The organism is Peribacillus simplex NBRC 15720 = DSM 1321, assembly GCF_002243645.1.
GTDB lineage: Bacteria > Bacillota > Bacilli > Bacillales > DSM-1321 > Peribacillus > Peribacillus simplex.
In genome coordinates, this window is sequence record NZ_CP017704.1 from 3,034,449 (window position 1) to 3,051,461 (window position 17,013).

22 protein-coding genes are annotated in these 17,013 nt (G+C 42.4%); 13 read left to right on the top strand and 9 right to left on the bottom strand.

Annotation, left to right across the window (positions count from 1 at the left end; genetic code table 11):
• Window position 1: 1 nt before the first annotated feature.
• A complete protein-coding gene (locus BS1321_RS14490; RefSeq protein ID WP_034310199.1) occupies window positions 2–238 on the bottom strand; it encodes a NifU family protein in 237 nt (78 codons plus the stop codon).
• A gap of 167 nt (window positions 239–405) precedes the next feature.
• Here BS1321_RS14490 and BS1321_RS14495 point away from each other — a divergent pair, with 167 nt between their 5' ends.
• A complete protein-coding gene (locus BS1321_RS14495) occupies window positions 406–735 on the top strand; it encodes a YuzD family protein (RefSeq protein WP_063234044.1) in 330 nt (109 codons plus the stop codon).
• Between the two features lie 90 nt (window positions 736–825).
• Here BS1321_RS14495 and BS1321_RS14500 read toward each other — a convergent pair whose 3' ends face one another.
• Complete coding sequence (locus BS1321_RS14500) at window positions 826–1,893, bottom strand: NAD(P)/FAD-dependent oxidoreductase (protein ID WP_063234045.1); 1,068 nt, start codon at window positions 1,891–1,893, stop codon at window positions 826–828.
• A 289-nt stretch (window positions 1,894–2,182) separates the two neighbouring features.
• On the opposite strand from BS1321_RS14500, the gene BS1321_RS14505 reads away from it, so the two are divergent.
• Window positions 2,183–2,419 (top strand): YuzB family protein, encoded by a 237-nt coding sequence (locus BS1321_RS14505; RefSeq protein WP_063234046.1) that lies wholly within the window; start codon window positions 2,183–2,185, stop codon window positions 2,417–2,419.
• A 53-nt stretch (window positions 2,420–2,472) separates the two neighbouring features.
• Here BS1321_RS14505 and BS1321_RS14510 read toward each other — a convergent pair whose 3' ends face one another.
• Together BS1321_RS14510 and BS1321_RS28760 are read right to left on the bottom strand one after the other, a co-directional pair.
• Window positions 2,473–2,841 (bottom strand): DUF2225 domain-containing protein, encoded by a 369-nt coding sequence (locus BS1321_RS14510; protein ID WP_063234047.1) that lies wholly within the window; start codon window positions 2,839–2,841, stop codon window positions 2,473–2,475.
• Window positions 2,829–3,014, bottom strand: a complete 186-nt coding sequence (locus BS1321_RS28760; RefSeq protein ID WP_081112963.1) for a DUF2225 domain-containing protein — start codon at window positions 3,012–3,014, stop codon at window positions 2,829–2,831. Before BS1321_RS28760 ends, BS1321_RS14510 begins: the two co-directional genes overlap by 13 nt.
• Before the next feature lie 138 nt (window positions 3,015–3,152).
• On the opposite strand from BS1321_RS28760, the gene BS1321_RS14520 reads away from it, so the two are divergent.
• On the top strand, window positions 3,153–3,515 hold the full coding sequence (locus BS1321_RS14520) for a HesB/IscA family protein (RefSeq protein ID WP_063234048.1): 363 nt from the start codon (window positions 3,153–3,155) through the stop codon (window positions 3,513–3,515).
• Window positions 3,516–3,587: 72 nt separating this feature from the next.
• On the opposite strand, the gene BS1321_RS14525 is transcribed toward BS1321_RS14520, so the two are convergent.
• Window positions 3,588–4,229: an SDR family oxidoreductase gene (locus BS1321_RS14525; protein WP_063234145.1), complete on the bottom strand. Its 642-nt coding sequence runs from the start codon at window positions 4,227–4,229 to the stop codon at window positions 3,588–3,590.
• A 154-nt stretch (window positions 4,230–4,383) separates the two neighbouring features.
• Window positions 4,384–5,376, bottom strand: a complete 993-nt coding sequence (locus BS1321_RS14530; RefSeq protein ID WP_063234049.1) for an NAD(P)/FAD-dependent oxidoreductase — start codon at window positions 5,374–5,376, stop codon at window positions 4,384–4,386.
• A gap of 472 nt (window positions 5,377–5,848) precedes the next feature.
• Here BS1321_RS14530 and BS1321_RS14535 point away from each other — a divergent pair, with 472 nt between their 5' ends.
• From BS1321_RS14535 to BS1321_RS14550, 4 genes are all read left to right on the top strand, one after another.
• A complete protein-coding gene (locus tag BS1321_RS14535; RefSeq protein WP_063234050.1) occupies window positions 5,849–7,063 on the top strand; it encodes an NAD(P)/FAD-dependent oxidoreductase in 1,215 nt (404 codons plus the stop codon).
• Between the two features lie 226 nt (window positions 7,064–7,289).
• The gene (locus tag BS1321_RS14540) at window positions 7,290–7,769 is read left to right on the top strand and encodes an NUDIX domain-containing protein (RefSeq protein WP_063234051.1); all 480 of its coding nucleotides are present in this window, start codon (window positions 7,290–7,292) and stop codon (window positions 7,767–7,769) included.
• A gap of 107 nt (window positions 7,770–7,876) precedes the next feature.
• Window positions 7,877–8,194: a YuiB family protein gene (locus tag BS1321_RS14545; RefSeq protein ID WP_063234052.1), complete on the top strand. Its 318-nt coding sequence runs from the start codon at window positions 7,877–7,879 to the stop codon at window positions 8,192–8,194.
• Between the two features lie 130 nt (window positions 8,195–8,324).
• Window positions 8,325–9,017, top strand: coding sequence for a 3D domain-containing protein (locus tag BS1321_RS14550; protein ID WP_063234053.1), 693 nt, complete (start codon window positions 8,325–8,327; stop codon window positions 9,015–9,017).
• A 62-nt stretch (window positions 9,018–9,079) separates the two neighbouring features.
• Here BS1321_RS14550 and BS1321_RS14555 read toward each other — a convergent pair whose 3' ends face one another.
• Together BS1321_RS14555 and BS1321_RS14560 are read right to left on the bottom strand one after the other, a co-directional pair.
• A complete protein-coding gene (locus BS1321_RS14555) occupies window positions 9,080–9,883 on the bottom strand; it encodes a cobalamin-binding protein (RefSeq protein ID WP_063234054.1) in 804 nt (267 codons plus the stop codon).
• A 9-nt stretch (window positions 9,884–9,892) separates the two neighbouring features.
• Window positions 9,893–10,375 (bottom strand): divergent PAP2 family protein, encoded by a 483-nt coding sequence (locus tag BS1321_RS14560; RefSeq protein WP_063234055.1) that lies wholly within the window; start codon window positions 10,373–10,375, stop codon window positions 9,893–9,895.
• 270 nt (window positions 10,376–10,645) lie between these two features.
• On the opposite strand from BS1321_RS14560, the gene BS1321_RS14565 reads away from it, so the two are divergent.
• Window positions 10,646–12,151, top strand: coding sequence for a leucyl aminopeptidase (locus BS1321_RS14565; protein ID WP_063234056.1), 1,506 nt, complete (start codon window positions 10,646–10,648; stop codon window positions 12,149–12,151).
• A gap of 59 nt (window positions 12,152–12,210) precedes the next feature.
• Here the strand turns inward: BS1321_RS14565 and BS1321_RS14570 are convergent, their stop codons facing one another.
• Window positions 12,211–12,606, bottom strand: coding sequence for a YuzC family spore coat inner layer protein (locus tag BS1321_RS14570; protein ID WP_063234057.1), 396 nt, complete (start codon window positions 12,604–12,606; stop codon window positions 12,211–12,213).
• A gap of 254 nt (window positions 12,607–12,860) precedes the next feature.
• Here BS1321_RS14570 and BS1321_RS14575 point away from each other — a divergent pair, with 254 nt between their 5' ends.
• The 5 genes from BS1321_RS14575 (at window position 12,861) to BS1321_RS14595 (ending at window position 16,933) form a co-directional block, all read left to right on the top strand.
• Complete coding sequence (locus BS1321_RS14575; protein WP_063234058.1) at window positions 12,861–13,610, top strand: GTP cyclohydrolase II; 750 nt, start codon at window positions 12,861–12,863, stop codon at window positions 13,608–13,610.
• Window positions 13,611–13,623: 13 nt separating this feature from the next.
• A complete protein-coding gene (ribD, locus tag BS1321_RS14580; protein WP_063234059.1) occupies window positions 13,624–14,718 on the top strand; it encodes a bifunctional diaminohydroxyphosphoribosylaminopyrimidine deaminase/5-amino-6-(5-phosphoribosylamino)uracil reductase RibD in 1,095 nt (364 codons plus the stop codon).
• Between the two features lie 23 nt (window positions 14,719–14,741).
• Window positions 14,742–15,839, top strand: a complete 1,098-nt coding sequence (locus BS1321_RS14585; protein WP_063234060.1) for an FAD-dependent monooxygenase — start codon at window positions 14,742–14,744, stop codon at window positions 15,837–15,839.
• Between the two features lie 15 nt (window positions 15,840–15,854).
• Window positions 15,855–16,418, top strand: coding sequence for a 5' nucleotidase, NT5C type (locus tag BS1321_RS14590; protein WP_063234061.1), 564 nt, complete (start codon window positions 15,855–15,857; stop codon window positions 16,416–16,418).
• A 116-nt stretch (window positions 16,419–16,534) separates the two neighbouring features.
• Complete coding sequence (locus BS1321_RS14595) at window positions 16,535–16,933, top strand: hotdog fold thioesterase (protein WP_094246698.1); 399 nt, start codon at window positions 16,535–16,537, stop codon at window positions 16,931–16,933.
• The last annotated feature ends 80 nt before the right edge of the window (window positions 16,934–17,013 follow it).

A 17,013-nucleotide genomic window follows, 5' to 3' on the forward strand; every position in this document is an offset into this window, starting at 1 on the left:
ATTAGAAGACTTGTTCCACTTCCACTACACCAGGAACTTCTTCAAGAAGGGCACGCTCAATCCCAGCTTTTAACGTAATGGTCGAACTAGGACAGCTTCCGCAGGCTCCTAGTAATCGTAATTTTACAATTCCATCTTCTACGTCAACTAGTTCACAGTCACCGCCATCGCGAAGAAGAAACGGACGAAGCTTATCTAGGACTTCTTGAACTTGAACTTCCATTGTTTGTTCAGACATTGCAATCGACTCCTTTCCTAATCATATTATAAAGCGAAGGTAGTAAAAAATCCAACTGTAACTTTGCGGAAATATAATCTATATTATTCTGGTATGATGGAAACAGGTGAAGTTTTTTAAACATTATTCAAAATGAAGCAAATATACTAAAATGAAGGAGGAAGAGTATGGTAATGAAAGAAATTGAGATAGAAGTGTATGGAGCGGAGCAAATTTGCGCGAGTTGTGTGAATCTCCCCTCTTCGAAAGATACCTGTGAGTGGCTTGAAGCCGCTTTAACGAGAAAGTTTCCTGAGCAGAAATTCAAAATATCGTACATAGATATGTATAATCCCCCAGAAACGCTGAAGCAAAAGAACTTTGCTGCGAAGATGATCGAAGAAGATTTATTTTATCCACTGGTCCTCATCGAAGGTGAAATCATTGCAGAAGGAAATGTGCGTCTCAAAAAAGTGGTGGAAACGATGGAAAAATACGGATATACGATGCGAGTGTGATATATAATAGAAGAAATAAGAAAAACTGACCCATGAATGAGCTGCATGCAGCTCATTGGGCCAGTTTATGAAATGTAGCATGGATGAGAATCAACCGTTATGGTATTTATACATCCAGAGAATGCCTGATTTCATCAGGCGTGCCACTCTACCGGTGATTGGGCGATTTGCAACAAGACCAAAACCTTGTTTTTTCCCAAGAGAACCTAATGTTCCTTTTAATTTCATTGTAGGGAAGCTTTCCGGAAGTGGTTCATTTGCCCATTTCTTCACAAGAACTTGGACGATTTGCTCAGCTTGGGACTCCGCTAATTGAGCACTAGGTGCATGAGGCAGGCTCGCACAGTCGCCGACCACAAAGATGCTGTCATCATTAGGAAGGAAATGCTGAGGAGTCAGAACAGCTCTTCCTTGACGGTCTTTTTCAATATTCATATCGCGGATGATCTTACTTGGCTGAATTCCAGCTGTCCAAACGATGACGTCGCTTTGAACGGCTTCGTCGCCATTATAAAGAAGGTTTGGTTCAACTTTCGTTATATTTGAATGATGGACGATTTCGATTGTATGTTTATCGAACCATGATTCAACAAAGGTACTTAATCTTTCTGGGAAAGCAGATAGAATATGCGGGCCACGGTCGAATAGCTTAACGTTTAAATCTGAACGGCTTTCAATCAATTCACTTGCAAGCTCAACACCACTCAGTCCGCCACCAACGATAGAAACGGTTGCACCGGCACCTAAATTATTCAAAGCTGAATATGTCCGGCGTGATTTATCGATAGTTTGAATACTGTAAGTGTGTGTGTCTGCACCAGGAATATCGTGGTATTTATCTTCGCAGCCAAGGCCAATGACTAAATCATCATAAACGACAGGATCTTGATTTTCTATAATGACTTGTTTATTTTCCATATCGATGGAAAGTACTTCTCCGTATACGTTCTTCAAGCGAGGGTGTTCAGGAAATGCAACACGGATGTGCTGATCTGGAATGGTACCTGCTGCTAAAGCATAATATTCCGTTTTTAAGCAGTGATAAGGATTACGGTCGATAAGCGTGATGCTCACATTTTCAGGAAGCTGATTAGGCAGCAATCTTTGCAACATGCGCATACCACCATACCCGCCACCAAGTATGACTAGATTCTTCATATGATTTTTCCCCTTTATTTGATCTCTTGAAAAAATTTGACTAGCATTTAACTATAGGATTCCCCCAAATGGTCCCCTTTAAAGTTTAATTAAATATATATACCCCAATTAGTAGTAAGAATAAAAAATTAGATCATTTTCTTTCTTTTACGTACCCCGACAAAAGTATAACGAATATAAAAGGAAATCACAACCGATATCTTGAAATCGGCTGATTTTTTATGCGTAAATATTGACTGCAAATGGGAAAAGTAATAAGATGGTTTGTTAGTAACTGTGAGGTGAAACGATGTACCCGATTATTGAATTTTGTGTAAGCAATCTGGCCAGCGGCGCTCAGGAGGCTCTGGAAAGATTGGAGCGGGATCCGAATTTAGATATCATAGAATATGGTTGTCTGGGATATTGCGGTAGATGCTCCAGTAACTTATATGCGCTTGTGAATGGTGAAGTGGTTTTCGGTGACACTACGGATGAATTGGTAGATAAAATATATAAGTACATTGATGAATTTGAAATGTTTTAATCATCAACGGGGAATAAAAAGGCTGTTCCTGAAAGGAACAGCCTTTTTTATTATCAGTGCAGCAACATTGGGTGGGATGTTTCATGTTTCTGCTTGAGTTCCTGAAAGCGGTCCCTGGCCATCTGGATGATTGAGGCTTCCCGGGCATTTTTTTGTTTTTCGAACACTAATGAAAAATACTTGATGGCTGCCTTTTCATTTCCTATCCTTCTTGAGATGTCGCCAGCGAGATAAAGGATTTTGGTTTCGGATACCTGGGTTCCGCTGAATTCCCCTGTTGAATAGGATGCTTCATATTCCTTTAGGGCGAACTTCAAAAATCTTTCTTCTTGTTCCTTGGTTTGGTTGATCCTATATAACCAGGCTATCCGTAAACAGATTCCAGCAAGGATAATATGTTTTTCCTTTTTTAAGCTCCGCAATAACTCGCCAGCATGTATGTATTGATTGCGTCTTTAATGGATCTCTCCTTGCTAAAATGATGGGGAATCGACTGGGAGCTGACTTTTTCCATAATGATTTCCATCGTAGTAGGGGGGAAGTACCGGGAGGAATCCCCGGAATAAGAAAAGCCGCAGTGAGGGCAAACAATTATAAACTAATTTTTTTTGGTAAAATAGGTACGGGAATATGAATTTTTTCAAGCTGGAAAATTGAGCGCGGGATTTTCTTTGGTATATACTATAAAGAGAAATAGTTCTATCTCACATATCAGAAGAGGGAGGGATTTATTGTGAGTGATGTTGTTCAAATAACGGAAGCTGCCGCTTTTCAGATAAAAGAAATGATGAAACAAAATGGTGAAGAGGGTTCCTTTTTAAGAGTGGCCGTTAAAGGCGGAGGCTGCAGTGGATTATCCTACGGAATGGGTTTTGAACAAGAACCCGGAGAAAAAGATAGCCAGCTGGAACAGTTTGAAATTAAGATCCTTGTTGATGGCGAGGATGCGGATATATTGAATGGAACGGTAATTGATTATAAACAAACGATGATGGGTGGAGGCTTTACGATCGAAAACCCAAATGCTATCGCTTCATGCGGTTGCGGGTCTTCCTTCAAAACGGCAAAAAACGCCGGTACACCGGAGAACTGCTAAGAAACTCTAATACTTTAGAAAAGGGGGGCTCACTTTAACAAGTGCCCCCCTTTTTCATGCTTATGTGCTGCCTTAAATATTGTTCAGGGCCTCCTTGATTGGGAGGTTGCCGCTGAAAATCTCGAATGTTTTATTGAATGTTATATCCTCTGTGACTGATTGGGCAAGAACGGCGGCGACATCTGCTCTTGGAATGGACTTGTTAGTATGATCCACTTTCTCATCCGCAAAGATTTTTCCGATGGCTTGTTCATTTGTCAAAGCAACCGGCCGGACAATCGTGTATGTCAGCCCGCTTGCTTTTAAATGTTCATCGGCATCATGCTTTGCTTCGAGATAATGGCGCATTCCTGCTTGGGCTTGTTCCGAATTATCAGTACCGACAGAGCTTAACATGACAAAACGTTCGATCCCCTTCTTCTTGGCGGCATCAATCAGCTTAATGGCTCCATTCTTATCCACAGCTGTTGTTTTATCCGGCCCTGTTTTTGGCCCAGATCCGGCGGCAAAAATGATGGCTTCCATGTTATCCACTGCTTTATCCACATTTCCCTCTAAATCCGCAAGAATTGGATGCCCGCCGAGTTCTTTTATCGTTTGAGCCTGTTCCTCTTTCCTGATCATTCCGTATACATTCATTTGCGGATTTTTTGATAATTCCCCAATGATCTGCTTTCCGGTCGTTCCATTGGCTCCTGCAATTAAAATATTCATATAGGTGCATTCCCCTTTCATGGCTTCTCCTACTCTTTACCCTTAGAATGGCAGGGGTAAGCACTGTGGATAACTTATGTGAAAAAAGTTATCCACAACATTGAATTGGGGACAACAAAAAAACCGGCTATGAAAGCCGGTTTTTTGCGTCATTTTAAAACATGGAAGAACTGTGCATCGGCTGAACTTTTGCTTTTGGGTCAATATATTGTTTGGCGTGATTGACGGCAGTGGGTGCCTCACCAAAACCACTTGCAATTAATTTTACTTTGCCATCATATGTTGCAATATCACCTGCTGCATAAATTCCTGGGATATTCGTTTCCATTCTGGAATTCACCAAAATACTGTTCTTCTGGATATCAAGTCCCCATTCCTTAATGGGACCAAGAGAAGAAACGAAGCCGTAATTGACGATGACTGCATCTACCTCCATCGTCTCTGTATCTTCACCATTTGTATCCTTGATGACAATTGTATGGATCCGTCCGTCTGTACCAATCAACTCTGAAGGTATGTAAGGAGTCTTTATTTCAACTTTTGAATTTTTAAGTGTTTCTACACTATGTTCGTGGGCACGGAATTTATCTCTTCTATGAATGATGCTTACTTTCTCGGCGATCGGCTCTAGCATTAGGGCCCAGTCCACTGCTGAATCCCCACCTCCGAAGACCACCACTTTTTTGCCTGCAAAATGATTGAGGTCGTCGATGAAATAGTGAAGGTTGCCGCTTTCATATTTTTTTGCATCTTCAATTTCGATGCGGCGGGGTTGGAAAGCCCCATTTCCAGCTGTGATGATAATCGTTTTGGAGTAATGGATTTCTTTATCAGTCGTTAACTTGAAAACTCCATCGGCTTGCTTTTCCACCTCTTGAACGGCTTGCTCCAGGACAACATCCTGTTCGAACTTTGCCATTTGTTCTTTCAAATTATTCACTAGCTCCTGAGCGCGCACTTTGGGGAAACCAGCAATATCATAGATATATTTCTCAGGATAAAGGGCCGACAATTGTCCGCCTAATTGTGGTAGGCTCTCGATGATTTTTACGGATGCCTGTCTCATTCCCCCATAAAATGCAGTGAATAATCCAACTGGGCCTCCGCCAATGATGGTAATATCATAAACTTTTTCATTAACTTCCAACGTTATCCCTCCGATATAGGTTTGCTGAAATTTATTCTCTTATTTTAACATAGATGATCTTTTAAAAAACGGATAAAGTTAGAAAAGTGAGAAAGTTTTGACTATATATAGGCGGTTCCATGATGAATGTTCTTTATCCTCTTTCATAATTGGGTAAAATTACTCTTTACCAATGTTAATCATATCGTATAAATATGGTTCGAAACTGGGTGAAAAGTAACGTTTTTCAGCTTTGTTTTAACCCGAAAAAGTTCGGTTTGTTACTTGAAAAAGGTATGGAAAAAGACTAATATTTACTTAGACATCATTTGGTAAAATTTTTATGAATTTTATATGACAATTACGAAGTGTTACGTGAAAAACGTCACAAATGTATAAGAGTGCTTTTTATAATGGAAATTAATAAGATAGACAATATATTTTAGTTATGGAAAGCATCACAAGAAAATATCGTAAAGGTGGACGAATACTTTTGAAAAAGCCAACAATCGTTGTTTTAGGAGCAGGTTATGGTGGATTGATGACTGTTACTCGCTTACAGAAGGCATTAGGTCAAAATGAAGCAGAAATCGTATTAGTTAACAAAAATGATTACCACTATGAAACAACATGGCTGCATGAAGCATCCGCTGGAACGCTTCATCATGATCGTGTGCGTTATCCAATCAAAAGTGTCATTAACAGCAAAGTTAAATTCATCCAGGCTTCTGTTTTGGAAGTGAAAACAGAGAACAAAAAAGTCATCCTTGAAAACGGCGAAATTTCTTATGATTACTTAGTGATTGGACTTGGACCTGAATCGGAAACATTCGGAATCCAAGGGCTGAAAGAATATGCTTTCTCTATCTCTAACGTGAACACTGCACGTAAAATCCGTGACCATATCCAATTGCAATTCGCTACGTACAGTACTGAGGTCGAGAAGAATGAAGACCGCTTGACAATCGTTGTTGGAGGAGCAGGGTTTACGGGTATCGAATTCCTTGGCGAATTGGCTAACCGTGTCCCTGAACTTTGTAAAGAATACGACATCGATTTCCAAAAGGTTCGTATGTACTGTGTGGAGGCAGCACCAGCCGTCCTCCCTGGCTTCGATCCGGAATTAGTGGATTATGCAGTATCTTACCTTGAGAAAAAAGGTGTGGAATTCAAAATCGGTACACCGATCAAGGGGGCGACTCCTGAAGGCATCATCGTGGCAAAAGGCGAAGATGAAGTGGAAGAAATCAAAGCGGGCACCGTTGTATGGGCAGCTGGCGTACGTGGTAACTCCGTGATAGAGGCTTCCGGTTTTGAAGCTATGCGCGGACGTATAAAAGTGAACCTAGACATGCGGGCACCGGGTCATGACAATATTTTCATCGTAGGGGATTGCGCTTTAATCATCAACGAGGAAATTAATCGTCCATATCCACCTACTGCACAAATCGCGATGCAGCAAGGAGAGGTCATTGCGAAGAACCTGACTAAATTGGTTCGTAACGAAAGCGACCTTGAAACGTTCACTTTCGAAAACAAAGGAACGGTATGTTCGCTTGGTGAAGATAACGCGATTGGTGTTGTATTCGGCAAGAAAGTTACAGGTAAGACTGCATCATTCATGAAGAAAATGGTTGATAACAGAGCATTGTTAATGATTGGCGGAGCTTCCCTGGTTGCTAAAAAAGGTAAATTCAACGTCCTATAATTTTTCGATAGATCAATAATAGCCATTTGGGGATTGTCCCTGAATGGCTTTTTCAATGGCATCTCATCTATCGATGAGTGTGTCATAGTGTAGTATGCACTGTTATTATGTGGAATATAATGGGGATGATGAGGTTTAATCAAGAAAGTTACCTTTGGCATCATCTTATGTTTTTCTGCTGGTTGGAGTTTACACTAATTATAATGAATGTGGGGAAGTGGGTTTTATGGAACGATGCAAAAATGTTTGGCTGGCAGTGTCCGGCCTTGTGATATCTGATAAAGGTGAGTGGCTGGTCGTGAACAAAAGGTATGGCGGATTGAAAGGACAATGGTCGCTTCCGGCAGGTTTTGTCAAAAATGATGAAACCGTCGATGAAGCTGTCGTAAGGGAAGTGTTGGAGGAGACCGGTATTCATACAGAAATCGAAGGCATTGTAGGAGTGAGAAGCGGAGTCATCAAAGGGGATATAAGTGATAATATGTTGATATTTTTACTTAAACCGATCAGTTTTGAAATAACCGCTCAATTGGATGAATTATATGAAGCTAAATTTTATGACCCTGATTTACTCATGCAGGAGGGGAAGCAATCATTACTATTGGAACAGCTTTTAGCTTTTAAAAAGGAAAGAATGCAGACGATGCTTGACGGGTTGAACCCGGGAGATCAATTTGGATATACATCATATAAATTATTCATGTGATTTGGGTAATTATCTTTTCTTCGGTATTATTTGGAATAAGTCGTTGACGCAGCAATTATTTTTTCAGTAAACTAAAGGTGTCGCTTTTAAGGAGGGTCAAGAATAACATGCCATTGCCTGTTTTAATTATCTCAATACTCTTATTTTTCATATTGTTTTTCGGAATTGGCTTTTTGCTGAATATGCTCTTTCGTTCTTCGTGGATCATGGTCATCTTATTTCCAATCGTCTTCATCATCATTGTCAATGAAACAAAGCTAATAGAATATTTTAGAAATCCGGGAATCTCTTTTTCTAATCTTGGAACGAACCTTACATCCTTACATACTGCAGACATCATTATTTTATCAAGCGGGCTGCTTGGCGCGGTTTTAGCTGGTGTGGTCATCAGGATTCTAAGGAATAAAGGATATCAAATGTTTTGAAAATGGGAAGGGCCGTCATTTATGGACGGTCCTTTTTTTGTAAGAAAAATTGGATCTTTTCATGCTTTATGAATACTTTCTCTCTGGAAAGGGAACAAATATCCTTGTGAGAGGAGTGGAACTAATACATATGAAGATTGTAAAGGCATTATTTTTGAGGGTTGCTATTATCATATTATTTATCTTGGCCATCGACTCAACCTTAAATCATGTTTTTGGGGCTGTGCCTGAAGATCATCCTTTTGAAGAGGCAATGAGACAACATCGAATGCTTGGTCTCGAATATAAAGCCATCCATAGTGGAGGTCAAGTGGCAACGATAATGGCATCGGCATCTGCGAGCAATGGTCCCACGACGATAGCTGAGGCAATCGAGCTATCGAAATACCCGAAGCATGAAGTTTTGGCTACAGGATATACAGCAGGTTATGAATCAACCGGAAAGTACCCGGAAAGCCCATCCTATGGAATCACTTATTCAGGGGTGAAGGTGAAACGGGATCTGTTTTCCACCATTGCCGCCGATCTTGCCGTATTCCCTCTCGGAACCATCCTTTGGATTCCGGGCTATGGATATGGGGTTGTAGCGGACAAGGGTGGTGCGATCAAAGGAAACCACCTGGACCTATACTACGAAACGGTACAAGATGTATACGAGAACTGGGGAAAGAAAACCCTTGAAGTATATGTTGTGCAAAAAGGAAGCGGCGAGTTATCTGAAGAACATTTAAGCAAGTTGAATGAAACCAAGATCAGGCAGGTATTCAAGCCGAAAATCGCTGAGAAAACATTGAACGGGAATGTAGCTTCCTTTGCTTTTTAATGATGAGCAAAAAGGAAAGTGAAAGGCTGCCTCAATTGAGGCAGCCTTTTTGATTGTCTGTTTCATTTGGGACGCCCTTGGGCCATGCTTTTGTATGCTTCAGGATGCAGAGTCTTTGCCAATTTGGAAAGCCCATCCAGTAACCGCGGGGAAGGCCGGCAGAATAAAGGTTCTTCCATGATGTGAATATTGTTATTCCGGATTGCCTTCATATCGGTCCATCCTTTCCGTTTCTTGACCAGTTCTGGGTTTACTTTTCGTAAAGGGACACCGACCCAAGCTAAGCAAATATGGTCGGGATCCTTTTTTTGGACCTCTTCGGTAGTGACTTGAATGCTTGCCATGTCGACATCTTCGAAAAGGTTATATCCTCCCGCAAGCGTGCTGATCTCGGATAACCAATTAACTCCCCCTGGGCTGAATAAGGGATTAGGCCACCATTCCCAATACAGGGACGGCTTTGTTTCGATTTTGTCGGCGACGTGTTTATATTGAAGGATGGCATCACGGAATTGGGCAGCCTGTTCCTCTGCTTTTTCCTTAAGATCCATGGCCTCGCCTAAGGTCAGTAAATCATTTGCGATATCTTCAAGTGATTGCGGGTTGAAGATGATATGAGGGATGTTCCGTTCTTTTAGCCCCTCAATATTTTTTTCCATGCCCGGTACACTCAGTGAAGCCAGCACCAAATCGGGTTTTAGTGATTGTACATGATCGATATCAATCGATAAGTCGGGCCCCACCTTAGGAAGGTGCTGTATGGTTTCAGGCCAATCAGAGTAGTCATCGATGGCGATCAGCTGATCTTCAATCCCTAGATATGTGCAAAGTTCCGTATTGCTGGGGCAAAGAGAGATTATTTTCAAATTGAACACCTACCCTTGAAAGATGAAAAAGTGAAGTGCCAGCGCAATGAATACTCCGGTCAAGGCTCCGAAAAATACCTCGATTGGCTTATGGCCCAACAGTTCCTTTAATTGTTGCTGTTTCTGTTTATCTGCTTTTTTCTGCCAGTTCTTTGCTTGCTCGACAAATGTATTGAAGTCGGTAACGAGCTGGTTCAAGACGGCTGCCTGTTCTCCTGCCTGCCGTCTCACTCCTGTTGCATCGAACATCGTGATGACTGCAAAGATGGTGGCAACGGCAAATACAGGGGAATCCATCCCGTTTTCGATCCCTACCGCCACGGTTAGGGCTGACACGGCCGCAGAGTGGGAGCTTGGCATACCGCCTGTGGAGTTAATAAGTGACCAGTTCACTTTACGAAATGCTATGAAGTGGATAGGCACTTTAATGAATTGAGCAAAGAAAATGGCAATCAATGCTGCGATTAAAGGGAAGTTGAGTAATAATTCCAAGAGTATCAGCCTTCTTTCTAGTTATAAGTAAAGATGAAATCCTTATATGGGTAAATACATCCTGCTCGGAATAAGGCACTTATTATTAGTTCCATTCAGTCCTGTCTATTACCTGCTGGTATAAGTATAAATATGATCTTTCTTATACTATTACTCTAAAGTCACTCATTCTAAACAATATCCCTTGTTATTAATATTTTTGCGGGCCTTATTCGAAAATTTTTGAAGATTTCGTTATAATGAATGTAATCGAATGGAGGAGGTAGCAGAATGTTTACAGTAAAAGATTCCTTGAATATAGATTTGATTGACGAATGCCTGATTCTAGGCGTATTTGACAGACCCGTAAAATTCACAGGCATAGGGAAACAAGCGGACGAACGATTGGACGGCCAGCTAACAGAGTTAGTGAAAGCGGGAGAAATCTCTTCCAAGAAAAAATCAGTGGTCAAAATACATACATTAGGTAAATTAAGCGTAAAGAGATTGATTTTTGTAGGGTTGGGCAAGGAAAAGGAGCTATCCTTTGAAACGCTCCGCGAAGCGTTGGGAAAAGCGCGTAAGACGGTTAAAGAATCCAAGATTACGACACTTTCGATCGCTTTGGATACATTCACGACTGAAAATCTGGATGCATTGGACGCAGCGCACGCTTGTTCCGAGGCTTTCGAACTTGCTTCCTATAAATTTGACGGATACAAGCAAAAATCGAACCAGGTCGAAAAAAGCCTTGAATCGATTACGGTATACAGTGAATACGATCAAGAAGAGGTCGGTGCCGCGCTTCATGTAGGGAGAGTCTTCGGAAGGGCGACGAACTCCGCCAGAACATTGGTCAACACACCAGGCAATTTGTTGACTTCCACGGATTTGGCGGATTATTCATCTGCCTTGGGCGAACGTTATGGTTTTGAAGTGGAGATCCTTGAGAAGGAAGATATGCTCAAGTTGGGAATGGGTGCACTCCTTGCTGTCAATAAAGGTTCGGTCGAGCCTCCGAAAATGATAGTCCTGAAGTATCAAGGTAAGGATGAATGGAAGGATGTTATCGGGTTGGTCGGTAAAGGCATCACATTCGATACGGGTGGATATTCTTTGAAAACGAAGGCCGGAATCGTTGGAATGAAGACGGATATGGGCGGTGCGGCAGCTGTTTTAGGTGCAATGGAAATTATCGGCGAATTAGGACCGGATAAAAATGTCGTTGCTGTCATTCCTTCCACTGATAACATGATCAGCGGTGAAGCATTCAAACCGGATGATGTGATCACTGCCATGAGCGGCAAGACGATAGAGGTATTGAATACGGATGCGGAAGGCAGGCTAGTTTTGGCGGATGCCATGACTTACGCTAAACATCATGGTGCTGATTATCTTATTGACGTTGCTACTTTAACGGGTGGTGTCATAACGGCGCTAGGCATGGATATGACGGGTGCAATGACAAATGACACGGAATTCTATGAACAAGTGGTCAAAGCCTCAGAGGAGGCCGGGGAGCCCATTTGGAGATTGCCGATTACAGAAAAGGATAAAGAGCGAGTACGCAATAGTAAAATAGCAGATTTGAATAATTCACCTGGAGGGGCAGGACATGCGATCATGGGCGGGGCCTTCATCGGCGAATTTGCCGAAGATACTCCGTGGGTCCATCTGGATATTGCCGGAACATCCACAACCTCGAGCAGCTCCGAATTGTGCACGGCGGGGGCTACCGGTGTCATGGCACGAACGCTTGCACTATTGGTTGAAACCTTTGAATCGAAAACGAGATGAACCCAAATATCCGAAGCCGAAAAAAGGCTTCGGTTTTTTTACCAAAAAGGTGTTGGACGTTATACATCCCTCCATTTCAAGCTGACGATGATATGACAATTTTCTTCCTCTGCTTTAGGATAGAAATCAAAACGGATCCCATCGGGGTTATATGTGATATCAGGTTCGTTCTTAATTCCTATCTTTCGGATCATATCGATCACGACACTCGTTTGCGATGCTTGGGCAGCAGTCATCAACCGGTTCGAGAAGGGCTTGGATGTGGCTAAAGTATCCATGACTTTTTTTACATCAAGCAATATAGATTGTGATGTCTTTGCCGATTTAACTAGCACATCTGGATTGGTTGCCGAGTAGGGACGCAATGTTCCTTCCCGTTCCCGATACATATTCATTGCCCCGGCATGAGGCGGAAATAGGATAGGGTCATATAAAAAATAAGGGAAATCCTCCAAAAGGTTTCCTTCCTTTCCTTAAGTCTGTCTATAGACACGTTTTCGTTATACGTTAAAATATGTATAAAGGCTAGCCGATATGATATCGGTTTGTGAATGGCTTTCTTTTGCAAAATAACTTCTTGAAAATTATGATCAAAGACACACTATTATTTGTAAACTGCTTCATTGACAGGTATAGTGTATAGTAATATACTTACTTACCTAAAGTAAGGAGAAGGCACACTATAAATTATAAAATAGGTGATGTTAACATGAAAATAACCCAGGAAACAAAAAACCTTTTAATAGATAAAATGAATATAATCAAAACTCCGGGAAAAGCTGATATATGCCTTGTGGGGCCTGTGAACCTGCCTGTTGAACAAGGAGATTTCTCAACGATTTTCCAATGGTATACATGGCTTCAGCTTGACGGCGCGGATAATGACAAGGAAGCGGTGCTTGATTCGCTTTCGGAAGCCAACCTCGCTTTTGGACAGCAATCCTCCGTATTGGTGTATGGTGATTTTAAAAAGTCGGAGGATGCACTTGTCCGGATGCATAGCATCTGTCACACAGGTGATATCTTCGGCAGTAAACGCTGTGATTGCGGCTACCAGCTTCACCAATCGATGAAGATGATAGCCGAGCATGGGTGCGGGGCAATTTTTTACCTTGCGGACCATGAAGGAAGAGGGATCGGCCTGTTTTCCAAATCTCTTGCCTATTTGCTTCAGCAAGAAGGTTATGACACGGTCGAGGCGAATGAGGCTTTAGGATTCGAAGACGATACGCGATCTTACGAGGGAGCCATTCGAGTGTTGAGGGAACTGCGCGAGGATCCGGTGACTTTAATCACGAACAACCCCAAAAAGCTGGACGCCCTCATGAAGCATGGACTTGCGGCAAAGAACCATATTCCGCTTTGGGGCGGTTTGACGGAAGATAATAGTTTCTATCTGGATACAAAGGTTAAGAAGTCTGGACATATTCCCAAAAAGAAGCCTACTTTGATTGTATAAGGAGAGCTATAGTATGAATGATGATCAATATTACATGAAGCTGGCACTGGATTTGGCTGCCAGTGCTAAAGGAAAGACGAATCCGAATCCAGTGGTCGGGGCAGTCATAGTCAAAGACGGTGTGATAGCCGGGACAGGAATCCACCGTAAAGCGGGTGAACCGCATGCGGAAGTACATGCTTTCAAAATGGCGGGTGAGTATGCAGAAGGTGCAACGCTATATGTGACTCTTGAGCCCTGTTCCCATTATGGAAAGACACCTCCTTGTGCAAATTTGGTGAAAGAATCAGGTGTCCGGCGAGTTGTGGTGGCTACTCAAGATCCGAATCCGGAAGTAGCCGGCAGAGGGATATCGATCCTAAAGGATGCGGGCATTGAAGTGGAAGTTGGCGTCCTGGAAAAGGAAGCTCAAAGGCTGAATGAGCGTTTTATTCACAATATGCTGACGAATCGTCCATTTGTCATATCGAAGTATGCAATGACGCTCGATGGAAAACTTGCTACCCACACAGGCCATTCAAAATGGATAACAGGAGAAGAGTCACGTCATTCCGTTCATTTGCTGCGTGATGAGGTGGATGCCATTCTTGTTGGTATCGGGACTGTATTGGCCGATGATCCATCACTTACGACCAGACTTCCGGGGGGCGGAGGGAAAAGTCCGATCCGGATCATATTAGACAGTGAATTACGTGTTCCCTTGGATGCCAATGTTGTACAAGTATCAGATACGAAAACCTTGATCGTAACGCAGGAAAATGCACCTGCTGATAAAATGGACCTTTTACGTGAAAAAGGGATCGAATTCATTTTCGTCCCCAAAAACGAGACGGGACTGAATCTAAGGGCTTTGATGGAAGAGCTGTATAAAAAGGGGGTTACGGATGTCTTGCTGGAAGGCGGAAGCGAAGTGAATGCCTCTTTCCTTAGGGAAGGGCTCATCGATAAATACTTGATTTATATAGCTCCTAAACTATTGGGCGGAAGAAACTCACTAACACCGTATACTGGAATGAATGTGGATACGATGGATGAAGCGATGGATGTTTCCTTCTCTGGCGTGGAAACGTTTGGTGAGGACATACGCATTACGGCTTATCCTAAATAAAAATAGACAACAGGTGAAGAGGCATGGTGGTTAAATCAGATGTATGCATAGTCGGATCAGGACCTGGAGGAGCCCTGCTGGCTTACCTATTGGCTAAGCAGGACATTTCAGTCGTATTGCTTGAAAGGCATTCTGAGGTTTCAAGAGAGTTCAGGGGCGAGTTCTTGAACGATGAAGGAGAGGCCATTCTTAAAAAGCACGGTTTATTCGAAAGTGTGGAAAGACTTGGCTTGCTTATGATGGAACAAATTGAATATTGGCATGACGGCCACATATTTAAAAGGATACTCCCTGAATGGCCTGTCGATCATGTTGGGATACATGTCCCTCAAAATCATCTGCTTACAGCTATATTGAATGAGGCCGAAAAGCTGGACTCTTTTCAATTGATGATGAATACGAGGGTTACGGACTTGATACAGAATGAAATGGGCCGTTTTACAGGTGTCAAGGCTCGAAATGGCGGAGATGACCTGGAAGTGCAAAGTTCATTGATAATCGGAGCGGACGGCAGATTTTCCATCGTTCGAAAAAAAGCGGGAATACCGGCCGTGATTAAAGATCATGGCTATGATTTACTGTGGGCAAAAATTCCTGCTCCGGAGGGGTGGAAGCCTTCGATCAAGATGGCATTGGTCAATGGCTCACAGGTTGCCCTCTTCACTCAGGCTGGAGGTTTCATCCAAATTGGCTGGAATATAGAACATGGTTCATTTCCCCATTTGCGAAAACAGCATTTTGATCCGTTCATTGAAGATTTGCTTTTTGCCTTTCCTGAATTAAAAAAGGTTGTGTGTGAAAATATCCGCTCTTGGCAGGACTTCATTTTATTGGATGTTTACAGCAGCTATTGTGAAACGTGGACAAAGGATGGCGTTGCTTTATTGGGTGATGCAGCACATACGATGACGCCTACAGGTGCGTTCGGACTCAATTGTGCCATGAAGGATGCCGATATATTAGCCAAGCTTATTTCTGGATGCATCCTGCAGGGGGATACTGGCTTCCTTGGACTTAAGATGGCTGAGCCAAAAAGAAAAGCCGAAATTGAAAGATTACAGGCCATTCAGGTGGACAAGGAAATTTCCTTCGCATCACAGTTTGCCGCCGCTTATGTTTGAATAGGAGTGAAGGATATGAAATTCGGTTTTGATATTGACGATACCCTTATTAACTTGAGGGAGTTCGCATTCCATCTTTATAATGAAAAGCTTAATACGAACATAGAGTTAACGAAATTCAGAGCTTTAAAGACGTTGGAGATCCATGAAGCTTTCGGGCTTGATAAAGAGGCTGGGGGCAAGATGTGGAACAGCCTTGCCGATGAAGTGTATTATTCATCCTGTCCAGCCTTCGAGGGCGCAGTGGAAACGCTGCAGGAGCTTGAACGCGATGGTCATGAAATCTATTACATCACAGCCAGAAAAGCGGAGCATGGTGAACGGACGAAAAAATGGCTGATTGAAAACGGCTTTCCGGTTAAGGATGACCACTTTTACTGCGGGATGAAGGATCATGAAAAAATTGATACGATTCGCAAATTGGAAATGGATTATTATTTTGATGATAAACCGGCAGTGCTGGAAACTTTATTGGATATTCCAACAAAAGTGTATGCAATGGATAACTCCTATAACAGGGAATTGGATATTCCAAGACTGACAAGCTGGTTTGAATTAAAAGAAATCCTCTCCAAATAATCGAATTCACATAATGACGGATGACTTGATAGACTTGGGTCATCCTTTTTATGTATACTATTATGAATAGTGATTCATTTTTTGGTGGAAAAATTATGAGAGTTGGGGGTAATGGGATGGAGAGAAATATTGAAAGGTCATTGATAGGCATGCTTGGGATAGAAATGAAAGAAGTCGGTGATGGGAAAGTCATTGCGACGATGCCGGTGGATGAACGAACTAGGCAGCCGTACGGTTTATTGCATGGCGGAGCGTCCGTTGCCCTTGCGGAATCCGTTGCAAGCTTTGGCGGAATGCAGCTGGTAGATAGCACAAGACAAGCTGTCGTAGGCCTTGAAATCAATGCCAATCATGTAAGGGGCGTTCGTTCCGGTTTTGTTACCGCTGAAGGGAACATCATCCACCGTGGAAAGACGACGATGGTGTGGGACGTGAAAATCCATGATGAAGAGGATCATCTTATCTGCATTTCACGCTGTACATTGGCCGTTATCGACTTACCAAAGTCAAAGTGAATCAAAAGGACAAATGCAATAAAGTGGCGTAATAATTCTACAGTGTCCGGTTTAAGTATAATATGGCAGTAGACTATTGT

Excerpts from the sequence above, each read along its gene's own strand:
- BS1321_RS14500 (WP_063234045.1), bottom strand. The coding sequence starts at position 1,893 with ATGAAGAATCTAGTCATACTTGGTGGCGGGTATGGTGGTATGCGCATG.
- BS1321_RS14595 (WP_094246698.1), top strand. The coding sequence starts at position 16,535 with ATGGAGAGAAATATTGAAAGGTCATTGATAGGCATGCTTGGGATAGAA.
- BS1321_RS14545 (WP_063234052.1), top strand. The coding sequence starts at position 7,877 with ATGCCATTGCCTGTTTTAATTATCTCAATACTCTTATTTTTCATATTG.
- BS1321_RS14565 (WP_063234056.1), top strand. The coding sequence starts at position 10,646 with ATGTTTACAGTAAAAGATTCCTTGAATATAGATTTGATTGACGAATGC.
- BS1321_RS14505 (WP_063234046.1), top strand. The coding sequence starts at position 2,183 with ATGTACCCGATTATTGAATTTTGTGTAAGCAATCTGGCCAGCGGCGCT.
- BS1321_RS14540 (WP_063234051.1), top strand. The coding sequence starts at position 7,290 with ATGGAACGATGCAAAAATGTTTGGCTGGCAGTGTCCGGCCTTGTGATA.
- ribD (WP_063234059.1), top strand. The coding sequence starts at position 13,624 with ATGAATGATGATCAATATTACATGAAGCTGGCACTGGATTTGGCTGCC.
- BS1321_RS14590 (WP_063234061.1), top strand. The coding sequence starts at position 15,855 with ATGAAATTCGGTTTTGATATTGACGATACCCTTATTAACTTGAGGGAG.
- BS1321_RS14525 (WP_063234145.1), bottom strand. The coding sequence starts at position 4,229 with ATGAATATTTTAATTGCAGGAGCCAATGGAACGACCGGAAAGCAGATC.
- BS1321_RS14490 (WP_034310199.1), bottom strand. The coding sequence starts at position 238 with ATGTCTGAACAAACAATGGAAGTTCAAGTTCAAGAAGTCCTAGATAAG.
- BS1321_RS14495 (WP_063234044.1), top strand. The coding sequence starts at position 406 with ATGGTAATGAAAGAAATTGAGATAGAAGTGTATGGAGCGGAGCAAATT.
- BS1321_RS14585 (WP_063234060.1), top strand. The coding sequence starts at position 14,742 with ATGGTGGTTAAATCAGATGTATGCATAGTCGGATCAGGACCTGGAGGA.
- BS1321_RS14550 (WP_063234053.1), top strand. The coding sequence starts at position 8,325 with ATGAAGATTGTAAAGGCATTATTTTTGAGGGTTGCTATTATCATATTA.
- BS1321_RS14575 (WP_063234058.1), top strand. The coding sequence starts at position 12,861 with ATGAAAATAACCCAGGAAACAAAAAACCTTTTAATAGATAAAATGAAT.